Origin of the sequence: Xanthomonas floridensis (assembly GCF_001642575.1) — a bacterium.
Taxonomy (GTDB): domain Bacteria; phylum Pseudomonadota; class Gammaproteobacteria; order Xanthomonadales; family Xanthomonadaceae; genus Xanthomonas; species Xanthomonas floridensis.
The window spans coordinates 95,667-117,602 of sequence record NZ_LXNG01000007.1 but is presented as its reverse complement, the minus strand read 5'-3'; the positions used below and the strand labels follow the sequence as shown (position 1 = coordinate 117,602).

Genomic DNA, 21,936 nt, shown 5'->3' with positions numbered 1-21,936 from the left:
GACAACCTGCAGCGAATCGATTGTAGTCACTTCAACTTGCATCCAGGCAAGGCTTTCGTCGATTTGCTACTTCGCCGCTTCATCTTCGTTGCCGGTGATCCGGAAGAGAAGGCGGCTACCCGCAACATCTCTGAGATTAGGAGCAAAGCATACCCGTCCATCTTCTTTACATGCTTTTTATATGGCAACAGCCAACTAGGCAATTAGCTTTTTCAGCGCAGCACAAAAAATAATTCAATTTGTCGCAGACCAAAAAATAACTAACGGACTTCTAATACCTTCTAAATTCCGGATAAGAGCAAGCCGAGTACACTATTTTACAGTCATTATCGCCACCATTATTGCATTTCTCCAAGGCAAGGGATTCGGCTTGTTGCAGCTTTTCTGCACCCTGCCTAATAATCCTCCCGTGCTCGGGGCGACCAGGCCATGCCAATGCGGCACATTGATTAAAATACACGAAAGTTTTACAACTCACTCCGGTCTTCTCACACAAATTAACAGCTTCGCCAACTGCATCTCTCCGGCTTTTTTTTCCGGCCGAAACGCCTACCGCTCCCCCTTCACCATCTTCTAATGCAATAGCTCCCCATCTTTTTTCCCAATGACCCGTGGGCTGTGGCATTGAAGTACTACTGCCCCCAATCGGAGCACATCCCTCTGCGCCTTGACCACCGATTGGAACGAAGCCAGGCGGACAGCGGCCCTCGCCCATGGCGTGAAAAGGAAGCAGCATCGCCAAATAAGAAAAATATTTGATCAATTTCATGTAGTTATCCGCGCTCAAAATTTCCGCTTGCACGCATACCAGGCTGAGCGCCCGGCTCGGGAGAACCCGACCTGATGACTGGATTAGTAGATCTTCCTACATCGCTATCAGCCGTACTACTTTGATTTCTAGGAGCACTGGGGGTGTACGACCCCGGCGCCTGCCCCTGCGGCCCAGGCGATCCGCCGGCCGATGTAGCGCCACCAATCTGCGAATACGCCATGAAGCTGCCCAGCGTGCCCTGGAAGAAGAAAGCTGCCATCGGCGGAGTTGTCAGGATCAGGAGCGTCAACAATACGCCCATCCCGCCCGTTTGCATGGCCTGGCTTGTGATGCCGTTCGTGAAATCGGTTTGCAACAATATGCCAAGCCCCTTGACCGCCCAGAGCGATCCGGCAACCTTGACCACCATCTTCATGCAGATCGACACCATCGCGGCCAGCACGCCCATCGAGAACATCGTGCCGATCCCGTAAAGCAGCCACTTCTGGAACAGCTGCTTGGTCTGGTCGAAGAGCAGGCACAGGATGAACAGCGGACCAAAACCGACGAACATCGCAATGGCCACCTGATACAGCAACAACATGGCAGCAGCCGTCAGCGCCGGTCCACCGGTGCCGATGCCCGTCATCCACATCGCGGTGGCTTTTTCTTCTTGCAGTCCCTTATCATCCACCACTTGCAGGGCGTCGATCGTGGTCAGCGCAACCTGCATCCAGGCCAGGCTTTGGTCGATCTGCTGCTCTGCCGTTTCATCCTCGTTGCCGGTGATCAGCCCCGTGATTTCCTGGGGAACGTTCACCGCCAAAAACTGATGCAGATCCTGGCCGAACATCCCCATCGAGGAGGCGACCATGACTACAAGCGCACCGCGCGCCATGCCAGTGACCAAGGACATCATCGAGTCCCTGGTCTTGCCGGTAATGATCAGATAGCCCTGCAGCAAGATCCATAACGTCATCAATGTCAAGGCTATTCCACCAACCCAGACCATCAACCGACGCATCGTCTCGAGGCCGAAGTTGTAAATTTCGATCCGAAGATACTCGATAATGGCCTGAAAGAAGAAGAAATCTCCTATCGAGCCACCATCGGCCACACGCATTGTGGGCAGCCAACCGGAAACTGTACTAGCGATGTCCATAACCATGAGACACGTTCCTTAATTCCAACGATGCCGAAGCGAAAACTTCAGCCAAATTTCCGATAGACCTTTACTTGGTTTGCTCGTTCTTCAACGCAGCACGTAAGGCAAGATTCTTCACAACGGTACCCAGCAGCACCTCTTTGCCCCTAAGCGCCTGCGTCGCCAGCGACTTCTGCTTGTCCTCCATCAAAACGATGTAGCTCTGATACGCCTGATTGCGAGCCGTCCACGTCGACATCTGGATATCCATCGCATTGGAAAGAGCTTTCAGCTCGAACATCATTGCCGAAACTTCGCCTGGCTTTTTATTGCCAATGGCGCCATTCACAATACCATCCAGCCGGTCCTGAAAGGCCGGCATCGTGCTATAAAGGAAATCCATTGATTCATTGTACTGCTTGTTTTTTAACATCTGGATATAAGCACAAGTTTTTTTCTGCTGCTTATCGATATCCTCGCTATTCATAGCCTCCTGGACTGTGTTCTTGATAATCTCTTTCAGTCCGGAAACACTAAATACGCTAGGGGCATCGCCACCACACCGCTCTTTCACCATGTATTCTTCATCAACCTTTTCCAGCTTTACGCCGTCGGGCAGCAACGAACGAAAGGCTCGCAAATTAATAAAGGCCATCGCCGCATCGTACTGTCGCTTCCACCGCTGTGCCTGGTCGATGAAGTATTGCGCCTCTTTCGCATATTGCGAATTATCTTTGGCAAACTGCCACGCGGACTGAACCCGCTGCGTGAAATTTTCAACCAGGTTCGCAGGATCGATGAATGTAACAGCCTGGCCATTCAAGCATACCGTGCAGCCAGCGACCAATACCAGCGTTCGTAGCTTGGACCGGACAGAATGGGTTTTTTTAGCGCGTTCAGTCTGTACATTCATTTTTATTCTCCAGCTTCCCTTTCAATCGATCGAAGTACGCAACTTCCCTGAACTCAGGCGGCAATGACCTGCTGTTTTTTACTGCGCGAGCCTTTACGCTTCTCATAAAACGTGTCGAGCCATTCTTCAGGTGAAAGTTCACTGATATGGACGCCACGCTTGAGCGCTGCGTCCTGAATCACCCGATGCATGATCTCGATATTATCGGTCGATGCGGAAATCACCGACAGTGCATCATCCATGCCGCGCAGATTGAGCTGACATACACTCGACGCGTGCCCCTGTTTTACCAGGAAGCAGCGTGACCGTTCGTCCAAGGCCGTAACGACCTGGAATTCTGCATCAGTCAGCTTCAGGCCTTCGATGTAGTCTTCCCTGCTCGCGTTCGGATTGGGCAGCAGGATCAGCGTGGCAGTCTGCTCGATCAGGGCCGCGGCGATGTCGCTCTTCAAAGCGTCTTCAGGGCTTTGCGTGGCGAAGATACCCATACCGTTTTGCTTACGAATGGTCTTCTGCTTGTTCTTGGCAAATTCCTTCAGGCCACCCTCGCCGTCCAGAATCTTCCAGAACTCATCCATTACGTAAATGAGAGGGCGCCCATCGATCAGCGATTCAAGCTTATGCAGCAGATAATTGATGACCGGCACGCGAACTTCAGGGTTATCGATCACGTCGGTGTAATCGAAGCCGATGATGTTCGCGCGACTCAGGTCGATCGTGTCAACCGGATTGTCGAACACCCAACCAAGCGAATTGCCCGACGTCCAGCGCCGCATACGCGCGTACAAACCGTCGTCCCCCATGTTGGGGAGGCTCTTCTGAAAATTGCTCATGCTGCGCAGGTGCATCGGGGTATCGAGCATGTTCTCGACCGCCCGATAGATATCCTCTTCCTCGCGCGAGGTGTACTCACGCTTGCCAGCCAGCACCTTGATCAGGTCCGCAAGGAACTGGACATTCTCTTCCGAGCGCTCGCACTGGAACGGATTGAAGCCGGTAGGTTGACCGTTTTCGAGCACAAGATAGTTTCCACCACAGGCACGCACGAAGATTTCCGCACCTCGGTCCTTGTCGAAGAAGAAGATCGTCGGCGACGGCTCGTATTTCTGCACCTGACTCAACAGGAAGTTGATCAGCGCAGTCTTACCGGTACCGGACTTGCCGATCACCATCGTATTGGCGATTGCCTTTTCCCCCAACGAGTTCTCCGAAGGATGGGTCGCGTGGAAATTGAAATAGTAGGGCTGGCCGTTGGTGGTCTGCAGCGTCGTGACGCAGTCCCCCCAGGGATTATTATGTTGCTTGCCGGTAGCAAAGTTATGCAGCGGCGACAAGCCAAGGAAGTTCAGCGAACTGATATTGGCCAGCCGCGTCCTGTAGCGCCAGTTTCCGGGCAGCTGAGAATAGAAGGACGATGCGATTGCAATATCTTCCTTGGCAGAAACGAAACTTGCGTTCGACAACTCCGCGCGTGTTGCCGCAATATTCTGAGAAAGACGCTCCTGGCTATCGGCATAGATGGCTACCAGGAAGTGGTATTCACCCAACACAAAATTGCCCGACGACAGCTGATCCATCGCCTGGTCCAGTTCCACGATCTGACTGACGGCCTTGTCGCCAGAGGAAATCATCATGCCCTTGGTGCGATCCAGTACCTTCAAGGCATCCTGCCGCCCCATCGGGCTGAAGGAATGGGTGATCACATACTCGAAATCAAGGTATTTGAGGCCATTGAGGATGCCTGGGAAGGTCGCCTCAGCGTATTCCTTGATATTCAGGATTGCCCCGAAGTGGTTGCCTCCGTTCGGTGTCGTCACCAGGAAATCGCCCGTCTTCGGCGAAAACGTGTGCCGGCTGACCGGCAGATAGTCCTTGATCGGCGCAGAAAGCACCGGAACCGGCTCGTCGATGCGGTTGATGAGATAACCAAAGAACTCGAGCGCCTCGGAAAAGACGACCCCATTCTTTGCCTCGTACATGCCAAGACGATACGGAGAATAGTCGCGAATCACGGCTTCAACATTGCCCGCCATTTCCATCAGCTTGGCAATCGCCTGATTTTGCTCAGCCTGCAACTTCTCGACGTTGGTTGATTTTTCCACGAAACGCTTGCCCGCCACCACGGGGCGGTAAATCATGGTCAGGTACAGCTCGTTCTGCATGATCCGCTGCGCCGAGAGCATTTCAAAATACTCGTCAGACAGATCCTGGTTGAAGCGTTGCCGAAACGAGCTCTTGCTCTTGAGGCGACGTTTGCGGCGCACATCGTGAACCCAGAATGCAACGTTCACGAAATCAGGGGCACGCAGGGTCTGCAGCAGACGGTTGAAGGTGTTGTGCTTGTGTTCCAGATCCCAGTCTTCACGGCCGACGAAAGGCAACCCTTCCAAATGCCATGTAATCAGGAAATCGCCGCCCGTGGTCTTGATGACCGCAGGTGCAACATGGGATGACAGCGTAATGAAGTCACCAATTGGCGCATCTGGACTGAACATGCTTTATTCCATTGAAAACACGTAACCAAGGATCTTCCATGCAGCGAACCGGCAGACCAGCTGCCGGTTCGTTGCCTGCTTCAATCTTTCGGCGCGGGTGTTCGACGATAGTTGTTAGGCGAAAACACCCAGTTCCCTGCGTGATTGCCAACATTCCTGACCTTCAACTGAAACTGGACCTTCAGCCCAAGCATCCGGAAAATCATCTCATCACGGCGCGCCATCTGCCGCAGGACAAAGATCTCAAGAGGAATTGCCGCCATGACCCACATCCTGGTGTACAGGGACAGCAGGAATGTCCCGCCCACGATGATGAAGAACGGCAAGTACGGGACACCCATGAACATTGCCGGGCGGGTGCAACCTCTGAAGACGACGTTCTTATGCATTCATGTACTGGCTGAGCTGCGTCACCATTGCGGTGCACTTCTCGCCGTCCTCGCCGATCAGCATCGTCGCAATCTGCCCGGCAGCACCGATGAAAACGCCGCCGATCAGGATGGGAGCAACATCGCCAATACGCTTGTGGGCAAATGCGATCTGGTAACCCGAGAAGATCACGGCGATGGTCACAACTGCAATCGACGCCATGCTGAGCAAGCCATTGATGTCTTCGAAAAAGCCACAGACTCTCTTGTCCGTGCCGCCGTACGTGGTACCACCTGTCGCCAGTGCAGCACCCGAAGCAAACAGGGCAACCGACGCGACGGCATAAGCAATGGTCTTGAGCGTACGACGTGCATTTGCGATGTCTTGGTTATTCAACTTCACTGTCAATCTCCTTGATGATGGTCTAGCGACAACTACTGGCTGGCACTGCCGGCCGTTGGGGTTGCAATCGTCAAAAAACGAATGCGGTATCTACATTTGATGCGGTAGGCAACGCTGGAGGGTTTGCCTGCCCGGTCGGGCGCGCGACGGTCGACTTTTCTCCCCAGGGACGCAGCATCACCGGGCCCGATGGACCGGTCGCACTACCTGCTGACTCGCGCTGCATTTCGGCCATTGGTTCAGCGGCAGCATCGCCCTGGCTTGGACCGCCACGCTTGGTCAGCGCACCGGTAACAACATTCGCAAGCGCCGCATCGGCTGTCCTGACCAACGCTCCCCGGGCGTATTCGGAGACGCTCGCAGGCGCGATCACAAGTGCCGAATCGCCGTTACGCTGGGGTACGAATTGTGCCCTTTGTGCCATTCCCTGCACCCTCTCGCCTGTGTCCTGATCTACGATTCTACGCTCTATTTGCACGTTCTGAAGGGCCGGCGCCTGACGGGGTGCCGGCGACCGCCCCGTGCTCACAACGGGGATGGGTACTGCGGCTTCCGCGCCCCGTTGGCCTTGAATGGACGCGTAGATTTTTTGCACATAGCCATGTCGATAACCGGTGACGAAGTTCCCCGAGTAGTAACAGCTGAACGATTTACCCCAGTCATTGCCGGACCGTGAATAGCATTCCGCCAGAATTTTCGAGCCTGCCTGGAGGTTGGAGCACTGGTGAAATGCTTTCTCGTAGGACCCGAGACCGTACTTGGCCAAGTTATAGCGATTGACCTGGGCCAGGCCCACGGAAAAGTTGTAGCCCTTGTCCTCCAGCATCTTGACCGTTGCCAGTGCCTCCCCCATTGTCTTCGGCTGACGCACGAGCCTCCCACCCACAACGCCAATCGCGTAGGGGTTGCTGGAAGACTCAACGTTCACCACGTGTTGCATGACCGACATGGGGACTGCCATGTCCGCACACGCAGCCATTTCAATTCCAGGAAGCATGATTCACCTCATCAGCTCAAAGTTACAGCCATCACCTGACATCAACTGAAGGCGCGCTCAGGATTGAAGTCGATACCCGTGATGTAACGCCGGCCAGCATGTGCCTTGATGTGCACCACCACGTCAATCGTCATCATCAGCAAGCGCTTGATGATCGCAAACTCCAGACCTGAGCCTTCGTTGGAAGCCTTGACCATCAGCGCCAACTGGTCCCACGTCTGTTCCGGGCTGCCGGCATGGCAACTCGTGATCGAACCAGGGTGACCAGATGCGCAATTTCGGATGAAATAAAACGCCTCATCGCCCCGCAACTCGGCCAGAATGATTCGGTCTGGCTTCATGCGCAGACACGCCTCCATGCAGCTCTTGGCCGACACGTTGCTTGCACTTTGCCCACCCTTCGAATAGAGGAGATGGACGGTGTTTTGCTGCGTCAGGAACAGTTCCCTGGCGTCTTCGATCGTGACGAGGCGCTCGTTCTCGGGAATATGATGCACCAGCGACTTCATGAACGTGGTCTTGCCACTACCGGTTGCACCCGAGACGACAATGTTCTTCTTGTAAAGGACGGCGCGCCTGAAGAATTCAGCGTAATTGCGGGTGTGTCGCAGCTCCAGCAGCTCGCGATCCTGCTCAGTCAGGCTATGACCGGTCTCAAGGATCTGATCAAAGAAGCCATCCTCCTGATACTGGGCGAGCGTCTTCATGTGCTTGGACGGAAGGCGGATGGTGATCGACACCTTGCCCGCATCGCATGCCGGTGGAATCACAAATTGAGCGCGCTGACCTGTGGGAAACGTCAGTGAAACCACGGGGTCAGCATCGGTGATTCGCTGCCCCGTGTTGCTTTCATTGACCACGGCAGTGCAGAACTGCCGTGCGCGTTCGAAGGTCAGGCTCGGCACCTCAACCCGCTGCCAGCCAGACGCCGTTTCAAGATAGAGCTCTCCAGGACGGTTGATACAGATTTCCGTCACGTCCTTGGAGGTCATGTACTCATGAATTCCCAGCACTTCGTACTGGTAGCGTAGGAACTCACTCGATACGTCGGCAATCTTGGACTCGGCGTCCATCACATCTATCCGTCAGCGGCGCCGCGCAAGCACGGCAGTAAAATCAACATCCTTTGCAACGTACACGTTCACCACGACACCCTGATTAATGGTAACCGTCGGCGGCCGACGCATGTTTTCATTGAGCGCCTCACCTGCCAGGCGCTCCATGGTTCGTGCAGTGGAACTTTCGTAGGGCTGCTGAATCGCCAAACCATTGCCCGTAATCGTCGTCGTCTCGGGGCCGTTCTCAGCAGCCGCGTACTTGAAGATATCAGCAAGCATACTGATCATCAGCGCGGACGTGATGCGACTGCCCCAGTGCGCACTGTACTGCCCGGGATGTCCTGCACCGCCCAACTGGTCGACACCGGGGCTGGACATCGCAACATCGATTCCATTCGGCGTGGTGATGCGATCCCAGATGACAGACACGCGCTTACCAGTCGGACCGCCACCATAGCTGCCGTAAATCTTGGAACCCTTCGGCAGCAGAAGACTGCGTCCGTTGATGGAATAGACGGGCTCGGTCAATAGGCAGGACGTAAATCCCGGTACATCCGTGATGATCCGCGTCTCAAGCACGCAGCGCAGGTACGTACCCCTGACCAGCAGGGCGTCTGGGTGATTGATGAAACTAGCGCTGGAAACATCATCGACATCCGGACCCCGCCTGGACTGGCTGCTTTCAGGCTGCGGTTCGCCGCCCGACGCGCGTGACATCAACTGGCGGTACATTTCATCGGAAGGTTGCGGTGGCTGATCAGCCCCGCCGTCACTACCAGTATTCTGACCACCCGAACCCATCCCGGTGGACGCCATCCGGCGTTCAAGCAGCGTAGGCCCACGGTCACGCTCTGGCGCCTCCGGCATCGGCTGATAATTGACCTGCTGGGGAGCAGAACTGGGGAGCGCAGGCAGCACATCGATCGCATCCGGCTCGCGGGTCTGCTGCACCGGCTCCGGGTCGCTCTGCAGACTAGGAATCGTCGGAGTGGCGGTACGCGCCACCTGCGTCTCCTTCTTGGGAGGCTGCTCGTCGTCGCGAGACTTCCGAAGCACCAGAAACCCCATCAAGATAAGCAAAGCCACGATGCCCGCCAAGAACACCAACGCCTTCCTGTTCAGGCGCTGGTCTTCAGCGCTTCGTAACGTCGGCGCGGCGGCATCCAGATTAGGCGCATCGCCCTGCGCACGATTGTAGTAGGGATTAGAACCCAGTGCTTCCTCGTGAGTACCGGAGGCCGGATCGACCTGCTCACGACCTTGGTCATTGTTAGAAGTATTTGGACTCATTTCTTCGCATTCCTTCGCAGCCCGACCACGTTATCACCGTGACGGATGACCAGATAAGGGTAGGTCCCATGCACGACCAACGTATTCCCTTCGACGGTAGTGTTCACCACGAAGTCTTCACCATGCTCCTGCTCACGGCCGAACACTGCGGGGAAGCTACCAGTCTGGAACTCAGGAGACGGATTCAACTTCAAGTAGGTGAAGCGACCATCATCGTATGCACTAACTGGTATCAACCAGGCTTTTTTCTTGTTTCGCGTTGAGTAGGAGTAGTCGAAATAATACTGACGATCCTTTGCGAGCTCGCTACTCAGCAGCGGCTTGACCTCTTCTTCCACCGCCTTCTGCGCGACTGCGAACTGCGTATCGCCAGGATAGGTGAATGCAATTTTATACTGCACGCCTTCTCGACGCGCCTGCTCGAGCTGGCGCCAGTCGGTCGCAACAACTTTCAACTCGAAGATATAGGAATTCATCTCCGTGCGAATCATCAGATTCGTATCCACGTCGACATTCTTCGGCTTCAAATAGAAGACATTACCCCGGCGAGTCAATTCCCAGCCACTGCTGAATCCAGTGCTGTAGTCAAGAATCTTTTCGTTCGGACTTAATTCAATCTGCGTCGTGATACCCAAACCGGTCCGGACCTGATAGATCTGATCTGGTTTATAGTCGTAATAATCGACCGCCTGCGCCTGCACGGCGACCGGCGACGCGGCAAATGCAACAAGGAGGGCCACTGCAAGCCCATATTTACGTCCACTACTCATCGGTTGCTTGCTCCCTCAGCAGTTCCAATGGAAATCGGCTCGGCCATCTCTGGCTGCACTGTTTGAGTTGCACCAGATCCGATCGCTGGCATTTGCTCTGCCGCGTCGGCCGGAAGCTCAGCAGGGTCCATTGGCGCTGCCTGGTCTGCCGGCGCTCCAAGTGCTTGGGCGTCATCTGTCGGCACAGGCACACCCTTCGAATAATCGGTATCGGCCCGATAATCAGACACCTGGAAGCCCAACGGATTCAGCACCCTGTCCTGCTCGGAGAACGCCACATCATTGCGATAGGTGAAACGCATGGTGATGATTCGGCTGTCCAGGTACTTGCTTGTGCCTGTCCGTTTGTCGAAAAGATTCCTTTGGATACGCACCGATGCACCGCTAAATCCGCCGTCCGGCCGCGCATCCAAGGGTGTCAAGCTAAGAATCTTGACCCTGATTGCCTTCTCTCGGCCGTACATGACGAAAGGATTAGCAGGGTTCGCCCTCGCATAGAGTTGGCGATACGATGCAGCGACGGGATCGGAGGACATCAAGAAGACGAGATCCCAATCCCTCAAACCCATCAACTGTGAATCATAAGACTCACGTGCCAATACATACTGAGCGACGTTACTTCGATTGACGGCTTCATTAGTGGTGATTTTTTCACCCTGAAAAGTGCCAGTCAGTCGCGCAACAGTGGCAGTGCCGGTGTAAGCATCTGCCATCACCAGGAAAGGAATCTTCTCTTTCAGCGGGAGGATGTAAAAGTACCCGCCTGCCAGCACGATTGACAATGCAACCGAGCAACCAGCGACCATCCAGGCACGTCGCTCACTCTTGCGAGCCATGTCGGCCACAGTGATCTCATAACTGACGGCCTTGGCGACGGATTGCTCCACCTTGGCCCCCGCAGTTTCCTTCTTACGGAACATGGGTTATCCGTTGATTACCAAATGCTATCGTCAGGCCAGCCCCTAACAGAGAGGCGACGGAATAAATTTATTGATTCAATGCAGGTCCGGACACAGAGGAGGCGGCCGGCTGTACGACAATCTTGTTGCCCGCAACCGACACGGAAACTCCTTGCGCTGCATACACCGTGCTCAGACTAGACGCAGCCTCGCTCACGTTTGTACTGGCGATCTCGGACACTGCGCCGTATAGGGTGTAGTCCGAAAGGATCTTGTAATCCAGCTCCATGCTTGAGTCCTTGGCCCACCGCTCAAGCATTGCCTTCAATGTTCCATCCATCGGCGTTGCTTGATAGACGTAGGACTTATAGAGCGGGATCTCCATAGTTGTCTTGGCAAACCGATTGACCGGCTTCCATCGTCCACCGAAATCAGGAGCAGCCTTGGTCGCGCAGGCGCTGAGCAAGATGACTGCACCCGACATCACACATATTTTTAGGAATTGCGCTTGCCTCACGCTACATCTCCATGGCGGGAGTGAAGGCTTTCGCCAAAAGGATTCACATCTGCCATTGGCTCGACATGAACCCAGAACTGCCTTCCGCAGCCCAACGCTTGTGGCCCGACACAAACAGTCGAAGCCCCCAAAAGACGGTGGCGGCGGAAGATGCTGGTTTCATTGAAAATCATCGAAAACGTTCCATGTTGTACCCCGAAGGCGCCGTTCCCGACGCCGTCCCGACTGCACATCACGTGCGCCTTGCAAATCTGCACTGACTGCGAAGCCACGTCAAGCATTAGTTAAAATTTCGGCAAAATATGCTCAGTACAGCACAAAATTGGGGCCTGCGTCACATCAAAACTGAATAGGCTGCACAACTGCCTTAGGTAGCAGACGCGATGTGAAATATTTGTCCTCATAGTATTTGATTTTTTCGCATTTCACGGGATGCGGAATGCCTTCATACAGAAAGACTTCCTTCTCGTTCCCCATCGCCTTGAGCTCCTGGGGAAGCATCAGTGCACGCCGCTCTTCGGACACGCTGTGGGTAGTCTCCCTGCCGCGGGTGATGTTCTTCTTCTTGATGGTGGTGTAGCCCAACATCTCCGAGTAGTCGTTCGCGTCCTGCTGTTCGCGCGGTGCGTACAGGATCTGCAGGGCGTGGTTGGTGATGATGGTGCGCGACAGGTCCTTGCCATAGGTCGCGTCCAGCTGCGCCATGCTCTGGATGATGGGCAACAGACGGATGTTGTAGCCGGCCATGTAGGCTACTGCCGTCGCAATGATATCGACTTTGCCGATCGAGGTGAATTCGTCCATGAGCAGCAAGCACTGGTACTTGAGCTCGGGGTTGGACTTGGGCAGCTCGCGGGTGTTGAGGTTGATGATCTGGCTGAAAAGCAGGTTGATGATCAGGCGGCTCTCGGCGAGCTTGTTCGGTTGGATGCCGATGTAGACCGTCATCTTCTTCTTGCGCAGATCCGTCAACATGAAGTCGTCAGCACTGGTGGCCGCATCCAGCACGGGGTTGATCCACGCGTTGAGCGGCTCCTTCAGGGTGCCCATGATTGACGCGAAGGTCTCATCCGCCTGTGACAGCATGTTGGAAAAAGCCGACTTGGCATTGCCGCTCAAGAACCTGCGCTCGGACAGCGACTTCAGGTACTTCTTGAGATCGGTACCGTCACCCGACGACAGGCGGTAAATTCCTCCAAGCGTGGGCGCCCCTGCTCCGCCCGGGAAACCGAGCGACAGCTCCTCATCCCAGTTCTCGAACAGATACAGGGCAAAGGCCAAGAACGCATTGCGCGCCTGGCTGACCCAGAATTTTTGATCGTCCGACCCATCCGGATACAGCATGGCCGCGATACTCATCAGGTCCGAAACCCGGAATGCGGGATCGTTCGACACGTAAGTCAGGGGATTCCAGCGATGGGTACGCCGATCTTCCGCAAACGGATTGAAGAGAAAGACCTCGTGGCCCTGGCTGGCGCGCCAGCCGCTGGTCAGATCGAAGTTTTCCTGTTTGATGTCCAGGACAACGATCGACTCCTGGTACTCAAGCAGGTTGGGGATGACGACGCCGACGCCCTTGCCTGAGCGCGTCGGCGCGGCGAGGATCACAAATTGCTGTCCGCTCAGACGCACCAACTTGCCGTTGAACTTACCGACGACGATGCCGTTACCGCTTGGCTTGAATAGGCCGTGTTTGGAGAGATCGGCAGCCCCGGCAAAGCGCGCGTCGCCGTGCAGCGCGGGCGCCCTGGGCTTAAGCGCGAGAGCAATACCGATGATCCAGACGAGCGCCGAAACGCCGAAGCCGATGGCACCGGCCATCTTGATCTTGGTCGCATAGGGAGCAACTTGCGGCAAGCCCAGCGCGCTGAAGTAGCGGTAATAGGTGTCCCAGCTATACAGGCCTGTATCGAGCCGCAGCAGCAGCAGGGTCACATAGCCGGACAACAGATATCCGGCGAGCACTGCCACCGCAGTGGCAATCGCAATAATTTTGGCTTTGGACATGTGCCCTTCTCCTTAGGCTTGCATCTGGACGGCGATCTATCGACGGACGACGGGTCTGTGGTCAATCAGGTCCGTCTTGCGCCCTCCGCTCTCGCTTTCGACGAGCGAATCGATCCACACCTTGGCTTGATCCAAGGAAAGATCCGGCGTGATTCGCGTCCCCGCATCGGTCACGACCGCATACGCGACCACCGCGTCGGGAGCATAAACCTCGTCGCGCGTGATCGCCACGATGCGATACCCCCCTCTGGTCAGCACAGTGTGCTGATACTCGTCCATCGCCAGCCTTCCTTTCCGTCAGCGCGGAGGCGATGCTAAAGCAAGACGTGTGACGGAGAAAGCGGTTTCGGCGGCCCGATGACTTCACACGTCGAGCGACCCTACTTCGAGCGCTCAGTTGGAACTTTTGTGGCCCTTCGCCGATGCGGCGGCAGACGAACATGCGCTGGCGAACGGCTCCGCTGTTGCCAGCATTGCATGCCCTTATCACATACTCCGAGCCATTGCGCGGTATCGCACGCCAACAGACTTCGGCCAGGCATCAGGCGATGGCGTCACGCAAATTAGGTTGCGCCACCACTGGCCAATCCGCGCCAGGGGACACTCCACATGCCAGCGCCACCGGCTCGCGCTACGCAGGACATCTGCATGTAATGCCCCCCCCTGGCTCATTGCGCAGCCGGCACGACCGGCGGCGGCACGACTCTCTGTCAACTGCATTTCGGTAAGGCAAAGCGAGCGGAATTACTTGCCGGTGACCTGACTACGCGCGCGCCGAGGCTGCCAAGTCTTCTGAGGAAATCACTTTAACGTCAGTGGGCAGGCGTCGCTGCTGATCCTGTAACCACTCAAGTCGCCGTACCATCTGGACTTGGAGTGGTGGGCGGTACAGGGTTCGAACCTGTGACCCCTACCATGTCAAGGTAGTGCTCTACCGCTGAGCTAACCGCCCGAATCCTGCGTCAGCATTGCGCTGTGCAGGGCGCGCATTCTAGCGCAGGGTTTTACCGACCACAAGCCCTCCCAGCGCTTTGTGCGCCACTTCGCCCTACCCCAGGCTGGCGGCCTTCAACTTCTGGATCTGGTCGCGAATCTGCGCCGCTGCCTCGAACTCCAGATCCTTGGCATGCTGGTACATCTTCTGCTCCAGGCTCTTGAGCTTGCCGGCAATCTCCGCAGGCTTCATCGCGCGATAGTCGGGGGTCTCTTCGGCAATCTGGCGCGATTTCGAGCGCCCTTTGCCGGCCTTCTTCTCGGCCGCATCCTCGCGCGCGCCCTCCATGATGTCGGAGATCGGGCGTGCCACGGACTTGGGCGTGATGCCGTGCTCAAGGTTGTACTCGACTTGCTTCTCGCGACGGCGATCTGTCTCGTCGATCGCGGCCTGCATCGAACGGGTGATCTTGTCGGCATACAGGATCGCCTTGCCGCGCAGATTGCGTGCGGCGCGGCCGATGGTCTGGATCAGCGAGCCGGTCGAGCGCAGGAAGCCCTCCTTGTCCGCATCCAGGATCGCCACCAGCGACACCTCCGGCATGTCCAGACCTTCGCGGAGCAGGTTGATGCCAACCAGCACGTCGAACTTGCCCAGGCGCAGGTCGCGGATGATTTCCACACGCTCGACCGTGTCGATATCCGAGTGCAGGTAGCGCACGCGGATGCCGTGCTCGCCCAGGTATTCGGTGAGATTTTCGGCCATGCGTTTGGTCAGTGTGGTGACCAGCACACGATCACCGAGCTTGATGCGCTCGTGCACCTCGGACATCAGGTCATCGACCTGGGTACCGACCGGGCGGATCTCGACCACCGGATCGATCAGGCCGGTCGGCCGCACTACCAGCTCGGTGATCTCGCCGGCAGACTCGCGCAATTCATAAGGCCCCGGCGTTGCGGAGACATAGATGCTACGCGGCGAACGCGCCTCCCACTCCTCGAAGCGCAGCGGCCGGTTGTCCAGCGCCGACGGAAGCCGGAAGCCAAATTCCACCAGCGTCTCCTTGCGCGAGCGGTCGCCTTTGTACATCGCGCCGATCTGCGGAATGGTGACGTGGGACTCGTCGATGACCAGCAACGCGTCCGGCGGCAGGTAGTCGAACAGGGTCGGCGGCGGCTCGCCCGGCGCCTTGCCGGTGAGGTGCCGCGAGTAGTTCTCGATGCCGTTGCAGAAGCCTACTTCAGCCATCATCTCGAGATCGAACTGGGTGCGCTGCGCCAGGCGCTGCGCTTCCACCAGCTTGTTCTGGGAGTACAGCTGCTCCAGGCGCTCCTTCAACTCCTCCTTGATGGTATCGACGGCGCTGAGCGTGCGCTCGCGCGTGGTGGCGTAGTGCGTCTTTGGGTACACGGTATAGCGCTGCAGCTTGCGCAGGGTTTCGCCGGTCAACGGATCGAACAGGGTCAGCTGCTCGACGTCGCCATCGAACAACTCGATCCGCAAGGCCTCGGTATCCGACTCGGCCGGAAACACGTCCACCACCTCCCCGCGCACGCGGAACGCGCCGCGGCTGAGCTCGAATTCGTTGCGGGTGTACTGCAGGTCGGTGAGATGCCGGATCAACTGACGCTGGTCGATATGCTCGCCGATCGACAGGATCAGGCGCAGCGACAGGTAATCTTCGGGCGCGCCCAGGCCGTAGATGGCTGACACCGTCGCAACCACCAGCGAGTCGCGACGCGATAGCAGCGTCTTCGTCGCCGACAGGCGCATCTGCTCGATGTGCTCGTTGATCGAACTGTCCTTCTCGATGAAGGTATCAGACGACGGCACGTAGGCCTCAGGCTGGTAATAATCGTAATAGCTGACGAAGTACTCGACCGCATTGTTCGGAAAGAACGACTTGAATTCGCCGTACAACTGCGCCGCCAGCGTCTTGTTCGGCGCCATCACCAAGGTGGGTTTTTGCACCTGCTGCACGACATTGGCGATGGTGTAGGTCTTGCCCGAGCCGGTCACCCCCAACAAGGTCTGCTTGGCCAGGCCAGCCTCGAAGTTGGCCACCAGCTTGTCAATGGCCGCCGGCTGGTCGCCGGCTGGGGAATACGGGGATACGAGCTCAAAACGATCGGTCATGGAGCGGATCTCGGGGGAAGGCTGCACGAAAAAACGGAGGTCACCTTTGGTAAAAATCTGACATCCCGCCACGTAGGGACAGACGTTACCTGAGATGTGATCACCTTAGAGACTGCTTGCTCCAATGCAGGAGCAGGACGAATGCAAGCAGCGACTCGTTCGTGCCAAAAAGGGTACACCGCGCTTCAGTCACTGATCGTGATGGCGATCATCGGGATCCTGACGACCATCGGCCTGCCCAGCTTCAGGGCGCTGATCGAATGGCAGCGCGCACAGGCGCGGGTCCACCTGCTCACCGCGCATCTGGCGACCGCCAGGAGTCTGGCGGTCACGCAGCGGCTGCCTGTCAGCATCTGCCCATCGGCCGATGGGGCGAGTTGCCGATCGGACAAGAACTGGAGCCAAGGATGGATCCTTTTCCAGGATCCCCTACGCAATGGGCACCCCGCAGGCGCAGACTCCATCTTGCGAGTCGAGCGCTATGCAGCAAGCGACAACATCAGCATCACCGGAACGATTGGCAGACCTGTGGTGCGCTTCCTTCCAAACGGCCGCAACAGCGGCTCCAACATCACGATCAGCCTGTGTGCCGGCGCGCATCGTCTTGCGGACGTAATCGTCAACAACTCAGGACGAACGCGATCCGTCCGCTACAAGCAGCCAACCAATTGCCCGATGCACTGAGCCTCCGCCAGAAAACGAAGAGGCCGCGACTAGTCGCGGCCTCTTCAACATCTTGGCGCCCGAAGTTGGACTCGAACCAACGACCCCCTGATTAACAGTCAAGTGCTCTAACCGGCTGAGCTATTCGGGCGGGGAGGCGTATTCTAGATGCAAGCTTTCGATAGTGCAACACCCCAAGCTTAAGCTACCAACAGCCTTGGGTAGTGGTCGCACTCGGCGTCTTCACGCCCGCTTGGTTCAACGTCATCGTGCCGCACGCATCCCTGGCCTGGCCGCCCTGCGGCGTGGCAGTTATCGTGAAAGTGGACTGGTTACCAACGAACCTGATGGTGTAATGGGCAGTACCACCCTCACGCGGCGACTGGATGGTCGTCGAGCCGTTGCCGAAAAGAAAACTCGCATAGGTGTTGTTCGTCGTGTGCGAGCGCTCGGCCAGTTGCGCGTATTCAACCAGATCCGCCTTGGCCTGCGCGCGGCGCGATTTGCGGATATGTTCAGCGTAGGAAGGATAAGCCACTGCCGCCAGAATCCCGACGATAGCGACGACCACCATCAACTCGATCAAGGTGAATCCATTGCCCTCGGCACGCCGAGATAACCGATGAAGGAAGGAACGAGACAGGCTTAGCGACATTGGATATCTCCGTCACTGGATCTGGCGCCAGGATTGGCGGCCACATGGATAAGGAACGTACATGGGTGCGGCACCCGCCACGTTGACGACCATCCAGCAACCGGCACCTGCCGGGACCGCTGGCGCGGCCGAGCCATCTTTTGGATTGACTTTGGGTTCAAGACGGGGCACGACCGATACACCCACATCCTTGACAGGGGCGTTTCCGCCAGTGTTTAGCGAAATACCGGCAGAACCAGTGGCAAGGGTAGAACCACTGACCCCCCCCATTCGAACGCCCGACAATGCACCTACACCGGTACGCGGGTTCAAACCAAACAACCAGTTCACACCATCGGTGCTGCAGCCGCTACTTGCAGCAAGTGGCGCATAGGTGGGCATGAAGAGAATTCCCGAAACGAGTTCCGGATAACCCACGAACCGCTCACCGGCAGGCAAATCCACATACCAACCAAGCGTTGTTGTCGGCGCAGCACCTACCTGTAAGCTGCGCGTCGTGCCGCTCGCAGCAGTCGCGACCGAATAGGGTGTGAGGTTCGCCCTCGTCAGCGCCGTAGTGATCACGCCATCAACCTGATCTGTAAAACCGTACAGGCTTTGGATGTGTTGGGTAGAACTTGACAGGCTGTCGTCGTTGAACGAAAAGCTACCTGTGCCAAACAGCACGAGAACCCCCCCATTTTCACCGGAAGCGGCCTGCAGTCCACCAGTAATGGGCTGACGGTAGGTCCGCCCACCTTCGGTGTACGTACCCGTGGTGAATACAGGCACGGTCACCGAGGCTGCGGTCGAGTTAAGATCGAACTTCCAGACAGCGCCACGAAGATCGGCCGCATAAACCGTGTCGGCATAGCCATCCCGTGTCCGAGCCGGCATACCCGTGGCCTGATCGATCGTTAGATTGTCCACGCGGTCCAGGACAATGATATTGCCCAGCCCGTTCCGACCACTGATCGCGTTCCCCGGCTCCGTTGCCTCAATCATACGGACGACCGGGGTTGAAGACGTCCCGATATCAACCACGAACAATACCGCCTTGCCGCCAGCGCTGTCATAGCCGTTACCGAAGATCGCCTTCCAACTCACCGAGCCATTGGCAGCGCGTACCGGAACAATGACGGGCTTGCCGAGCACGTGTCCGATATTGGAACGCACGGTTGCATCACCACTGAGATCGTTAATCTCCCACAAGCGGCTCCCAACACCGAAGGCGCCCGGGCTGCTCACATCCAGCGCAAACGCGCCACGGCCGCCGGCACCAGTCGTACCAACCAATGTCGTCTTCCAGCTGTTGTTGTAGTAGGTATCTCCCACCGCAAGCGGACCATCGACAAAATAGCGATGATCGAACGGTTGAGCAGATCCTTTGTTGGATTGATAAGGCAGCAGCAGATTACCCATGTGGCCATAGGAGGTCGCCGGAATATATCCAAAGCGCTCACGTCCGCCACCACCGGTGACGGTACCACTCCCATTCATACCCCCGTCGAAGGCATGCAGCATGCCGTCATTTGCGCCCGCGTATACCATGTAGCCTTGATTGGTACGCTTGGCATTCAAGTAATTGGTATAGCTTGTTCCCAGTGTTCCACCCAAAGCACGGTATCCGTAGTCATCGACAGGCGCGCTGATCAACGGCGCGGAGTTGATGATGTCGCCGAGTACCGTGCTGCGATCGCGCAATTTGCCCTTCTGCTGGATCTCACCGCTTCGATCACCCAGTAAATAACTGGCCGCGGTTGCAGCGGTCGCCCCAAGATCGGTCAGGTCCTGCGTTGAGCAAAGCGCTTGACCGGGATACAGTGTTTGAGAGAGCCCACAAAGACCGCTGAGACTGACGGTCGTGTCGTCGAACTTACGCACAGTACTGCCATCGTTAAAGAAGACATTGCGAGCAGCAGGCGCCGGCATCTGTTCAGAAGCTTCCCAGAATGGCGTAAAGCGTGCCTCTCGCGTCACTGGATCAACCGAGGCCTGACTAGCTTTCAGCTTACTGGACCAATCGGTTCCATTGTTCTTGATCTCGTATTCTGGCGAAACCGTCAATGAACCAGCCCCAATGCGCGCGCCCGTCAATGCCAAGGTTCCGGAAGGCGAATTGGCGGCGCTAGCAGCCGAAAGCACACGTCGCATAGCACCAGTTACTTCCGCAGGACTCTTGGCATTGATGAACTGGCCACGGCTGTTAACGGTCGCATGCCAAAGCTCGTCAATGACACGACCATCATCATCGGAACTCGGATTACCATTGGAATTCCAGTCAGGAGCATTTGCGTAGGGATCGGTAGTGGCTGCCTGATTGACCTCATATATATTGCCCTGAGCCCCCAGCGTGATCGCATAGAAATTCATATGCAGATCCTTCTGGCAGTCCAGTCGCTTCCAATCAGCGGACGTTTTAGAGAGCGTTGCGCACTTATCGTCCACGGGCACCAGGCCTGCGGGAAAACTTGGACCAGTCACCAGTGGAGTAGAAGTACCCGAGTAATAGGTCGCAGCGATATCGGCAATCGTATTGCTGTAAGCATCAGCGAATGGCGCATTAGGAAAATCCACCGTACCAGCAGAGTCGGCGTTACCATACCCACTGACGGTATTACTAGTATTTGTATAGCCATCGGTGAATAGCATGCCGCCATTCTTCTGACATGCACGCAACACAGGTGCACCATCCCCGGTTCGTGAAAATTGCTTCCCAAGATAATCGACGGCACTACGATTTGGCGTACCACCGCTGGGCTCGAGACGATAAATCTGCTCGAACAATGAAGTTCGTGAAGCATCGTCGTCGATGTTGAACATGGTTACCGGGGACAGATTGTTGATGGTAAAGTAACCAACCCGCATTTTATCAACGGCAGCCAATGCTCGTGATTCAGACCCGATAATGGAAAGAATCCGATTTCGATGATACTGGAACCAGTTCGCAAAATTTTTCTTCGCGTCATCATACGCAGTTGTGGCCGGGTCGTAATTTGCCTGCAATATCTGATAACGGCGCAAATTGCAGCCAGGACCACAAGCATTCGCGATGATCGGGCGATTCACATCGCTAGCCAGGTATCCAGGAGGCGCAGGCGCCGCTGCTGGCAGATAGAACGTTGCAGGGATATAGGAAATCTGTACAGAGCAATCGGCAACCACTGAAACGCTAGAATTAAGCGTTATCCAAAACCCATTTGTCCCAGCGAGCCCATTATTGTTACTGGTATTACACACCCTGGTATTTGCTGATGTGCGATACCGTGTCTGAGCAGGAATCGTCATTCCAGCCATAAACCTAAACGGGCTGTCGTCTGCACTCTCTCTGCGAGTGCCAAGACTCACAATAGTGTTGTACTTACTCATCTTTATGTCGCTATCACTCCCTCCGTAAACTTGGGGATCGCGCGAATCTGCTCTTGCTCTATCAAAATCAGCGGCCGGCCACAAACCCTTGTTGGTAGAATTGCCTACGGCTAGGCTCCACGGATCGTAAGTGATACTTGGATCATAATAACCTGAATTATATGCTGACGACCTCGCAAAACCGAATTGATCAAGCGGCGGGATAGCCACGCCAGGGTCATATGAAGAGTTATAATCAGGAAATGGAAAGAGATAAAGATAGCAGTCGTTGTAATTAAACGTATTCCTGCCAACTTGATACTGACAACTCCCACCCACTTCAGAGAATACACCAGCAGAGCTAAAGAAACTCGTACCATTCCAGCGTAACCGCCCATCTCCACCCTTGAAGATGCGCTCAAACGTCATCGAGTTTGAGTCATCGACCGCCATGATGAAAGCCGGTGGAATGGATGTCGCGTTATTCAGCGGAGACTGCGCCAAGGCACCTTGCCCTTGCGCAGCAATTAGACTGTAGACGAAGTAGCCGCCAGCTGCGGCAAGCACGATCGCGGAGACGACAGCGGTTCGAAAAATGCGACGGGACAT

18 protein-coding genes and 2 tRNA genes are annotated in these 21,936 nt (G+C 56.1%); 1 reads left to right on the top strand and 19 read right to left on the bottom strand.

Annotation, left to right across the window (positions count from 1 at the left end):
- Positions 1 to 271: 271 nt before the first annotated feature.
- The 16 genes from A7D17_RS22535 to uvrB all read right to left on the bottom strand — a co-directional run bounded on the left by A7D17_RS22535 (position 272) and on the right by uvrB (position 16,682).
- Positions 272 to 769: a DUF4189 domain-containing protein gene (locus tag A7D17_RS22535; protein ID WP_153041899.1), complete on the bottom strand. Its 498-nt coding sequence runs from the start codon at positions 767 to 769 to the stop codon at positions 272 to 274.
- 4 nt (positions 770 to 773) lie between these two features.
- Positions 774 to 1,919, bottom strand: a complete 1,146-nt coding sequence (locus A7D17_RS05050; protein ID WP_064508097.1) for a TrbL/VirB6 family protein — start codon at positions 1,917 to 1,919, stop codon at positions 774 to 776.
- Between the two features lie 64 nt (positions 1,920 to 1,983).
- Positions 1,984 to 2,808: a hypothetical protein gene (locus tag A7D17_RS05045; RefSeq protein ID WP_153041898.1), complete on the bottom strand. Its 825-nt coding sequence runs from the start codon at positions 2,806 to 2,808 to the stop codon at positions 1,984 to 1,986.
- A 53-nt stretch (positions 2,809 to 2,861) separates the two neighbouring features.
- Positions 2,862 to 5,303 (bottom strand): VirB4 family type IV secretion/conjugal transfer ATPase, encoded by a 2,442-nt coding sequence (locus A7D17_RS05040; protein ID WP_064508093.1) that lies wholly within the window; start codon positions 5,301 to 5,303, stop codon positions 2,862 to 2,864.
- 80 nt (positions 5,304 to 5,383) lie between these two features.
- Entirely contained in the window at positions 5,384 to 5,692 is a 309-nt protein-coding gene (locus A7D17_RS05035; protein WP_064508092.1) for a VirB3 family type IV secretion system protein, read from the bottom strand.
- Complete coding sequence (locus A7D17_RS05030; protein WP_064508091.1) at positions 5,685 to 6,074, bottom strand: TrbC/VirB2 family protein; 390 nt, start codon at positions 6,072 to 6,074, stop codon at positions 5,685 to 5,687. Before A7D17_RS05030 ends, A7D17_RS05035 begins: the two co-directional genes overlap by 8 nt.
- Before the next feature lie 70 nt (positions 6,075 to 6,144).
- Positions 6,145 to 7,071, bottom strand: coding sequence for a lytic transglycosylase domain-containing protein (locus A7D17_RS22530; RefSeq protein WP_082861749.1), 927 nt, complete (start codon positions 7,069 to 7,071; stop codon positions 6,145 to 6,147).
- Positions 7,072 to 7,112: 41 nt separating this feature from the next.
- On the bottom strand, positions 7,113 to 8,144 hold the full coding sequence (gene virB11, locus A7D17_RS05020; RefSeq protein WP_064508089.1) for a P-type DNA transfer ATPase VirB11: 1,032 nt from the start codon (positions 8,142 to 8,144) through the stop codon (positions 7,113 to 7,115).
- 12 nt (positions 8,145 to 8,156) lie between these two features.
- Positions 8,157 to 9,419: a TrbI/VirB10 family protein gene (locus tag A7D17_RS05015; protein WP_064508088.1), complete on the bottom strand. Its 1,263-nt coding sequence runs from the start codon at positions 9,417 to 9,419 to the stop codon at positions 8,157 to 8,159.
- Entirely contained in the window at positions 9,416 to 10,189 is a 774-nt protein-coding gene (locus tag A7D17_RS05010; protein ID WP_064508087.1) for a TrbG/VirB9 family P-type conjugative transfer protein, read from the bottom strand. The genes A7D17_RS05015 and A7D17_RS05010 overlap by 4 nt, the downstream gene beginning before the upstream one ends.
- Positions 10,186 to 11,109, bottom strand: coding sequence for a VirB8 family type IV secretion system protein (locus tag A7D17_RS05005; RefSeq protein ID WP_064508086.1), 924 nt, complete (start codon positions 11,107 to 11,109; stop codon positions 10,186 to 10,188). The genes A7D17_RS05010 and A7D17_RS05005 overlap by 4 nt, the downstream gene beginning before the upstream one ends.
- Positions 11,110 to 11,176: 67 nt before the next feature.
- Positions 11,177 to 11,572 (bottom strand): hypothetical protein, encoded by a 396-nt coding sequence (locus A7D17_RS05000; RefSeq protein ID WP_064508085.1) that lies wholly within the window; start codon positions 11,570 to 11,572, stop codon positions 11,177 to 11,179.
- A gap of 372 nt (positions 11,573 to 11,944) precedes the next feature.
- Positions 11,945 to 13,612, bottom strand: a complete 1,668-nt coding sequence (locus A7D17_RS04995; RefSeq protein ID WP_064508084.1) for a type IV secretory system conjugative DNA transfer family protein — start codon at positions 13,610 to 13,612, stop codon at positions 11,945 to 11,947.
- A gap of 36 nt (positions 13,613 to 13,648) precedes the next feature.
- Positions 13,649 to 13,891 (bottom strand): hypothetical protein, encoded by a 243-nt coding sequence (locus A7D17_RS04990; protein WP_064508083.1) that lies wholly within the window; start codon positions 13,889 to 13,891, stop codon positions 13,649 to 13,651.
- Between the two features lie 598 nt (positions 13,892 to 14,489).
- Positions 14,490 to 14,564 (bottom strand) — tRNA-Val (locus A7D17_RS04985).
- A 96-nt stretch (positions 14,565 to 14,660) separates the two neighbouring features.
- Positions 14,661 to 16,682, bottom strand: a complete 2,022-nt coding sequence (gene uvrB, locus A7D17_RS04980) for an excinuclease ABC subunit UvrB (protein ID WP_064508082.1) — start codon at positions 16,680 to 16,682, stop codon at positions 14,661 to 14,663.
- A 141-nt stretch (positions 16,683 to 16,823) separates the two neighbouring features.
- Here uvrB and A7D17_RS04975 point away from each other — a divergent pair, with 141 nt between their 5' ends.
- Positions 16,824 to 17,366 carry a GspH/FimT family pseudopilin gene (locus tag A7D17_RS04975; RefSeq protein WP_064508081.1) on the top strand — a complete coding sequence of 181 codons (543 nt, stop codon included), beginning with the start codon at positions 16,824 to 16,826 and terminating at the stop codon, positions 17,364 to 17,366.
- A gap of 53 nt (positions 17,367 to 17,419) precedes the next feature.
- Here the strand turns inward: A7D17_RS04975 and A7D17_RS04970 are convergent.
- The 3 genes from A7D17_RS04970 to A7D17_RS04960 all read right to left on the bottom strand — a co-directional run bounded on the left by A7D17_RS04970 (position 17,420) and on the right by A7D17_RS04960 (position 21,936).
- Positions 17,420 to 17,496: transfer RNA gene (locus tag A7D17_RS04970), tRNA-Asn, on the bottom strand.
- Positions 17,497 to 17,550: 54 nt separating this feature from the next.
- The gene (locus tag A7D17_RS04965) at positions 17,551 to 18,000 is read right to left on the bottom strand and encodes a type IV pilin protein (protein ID WP_064508080.1); all 450 of its coding nucleotides are present in this window, start codon (positions 17,998 to 18,000) and stop codon (positions 17,551 to 17,553) included.
- 12 nt (positions 18,001 to 18,012) lie between these two features.
- A complete protein-coding gene (locus tag A7D17_RS04960; protein ID WP_193395312.1) occupies positions 18,013 to 21,936 on the bottom strand; it encodes a pilus assembly protein in 3,924 nt (1,307 codons plus the stop codon).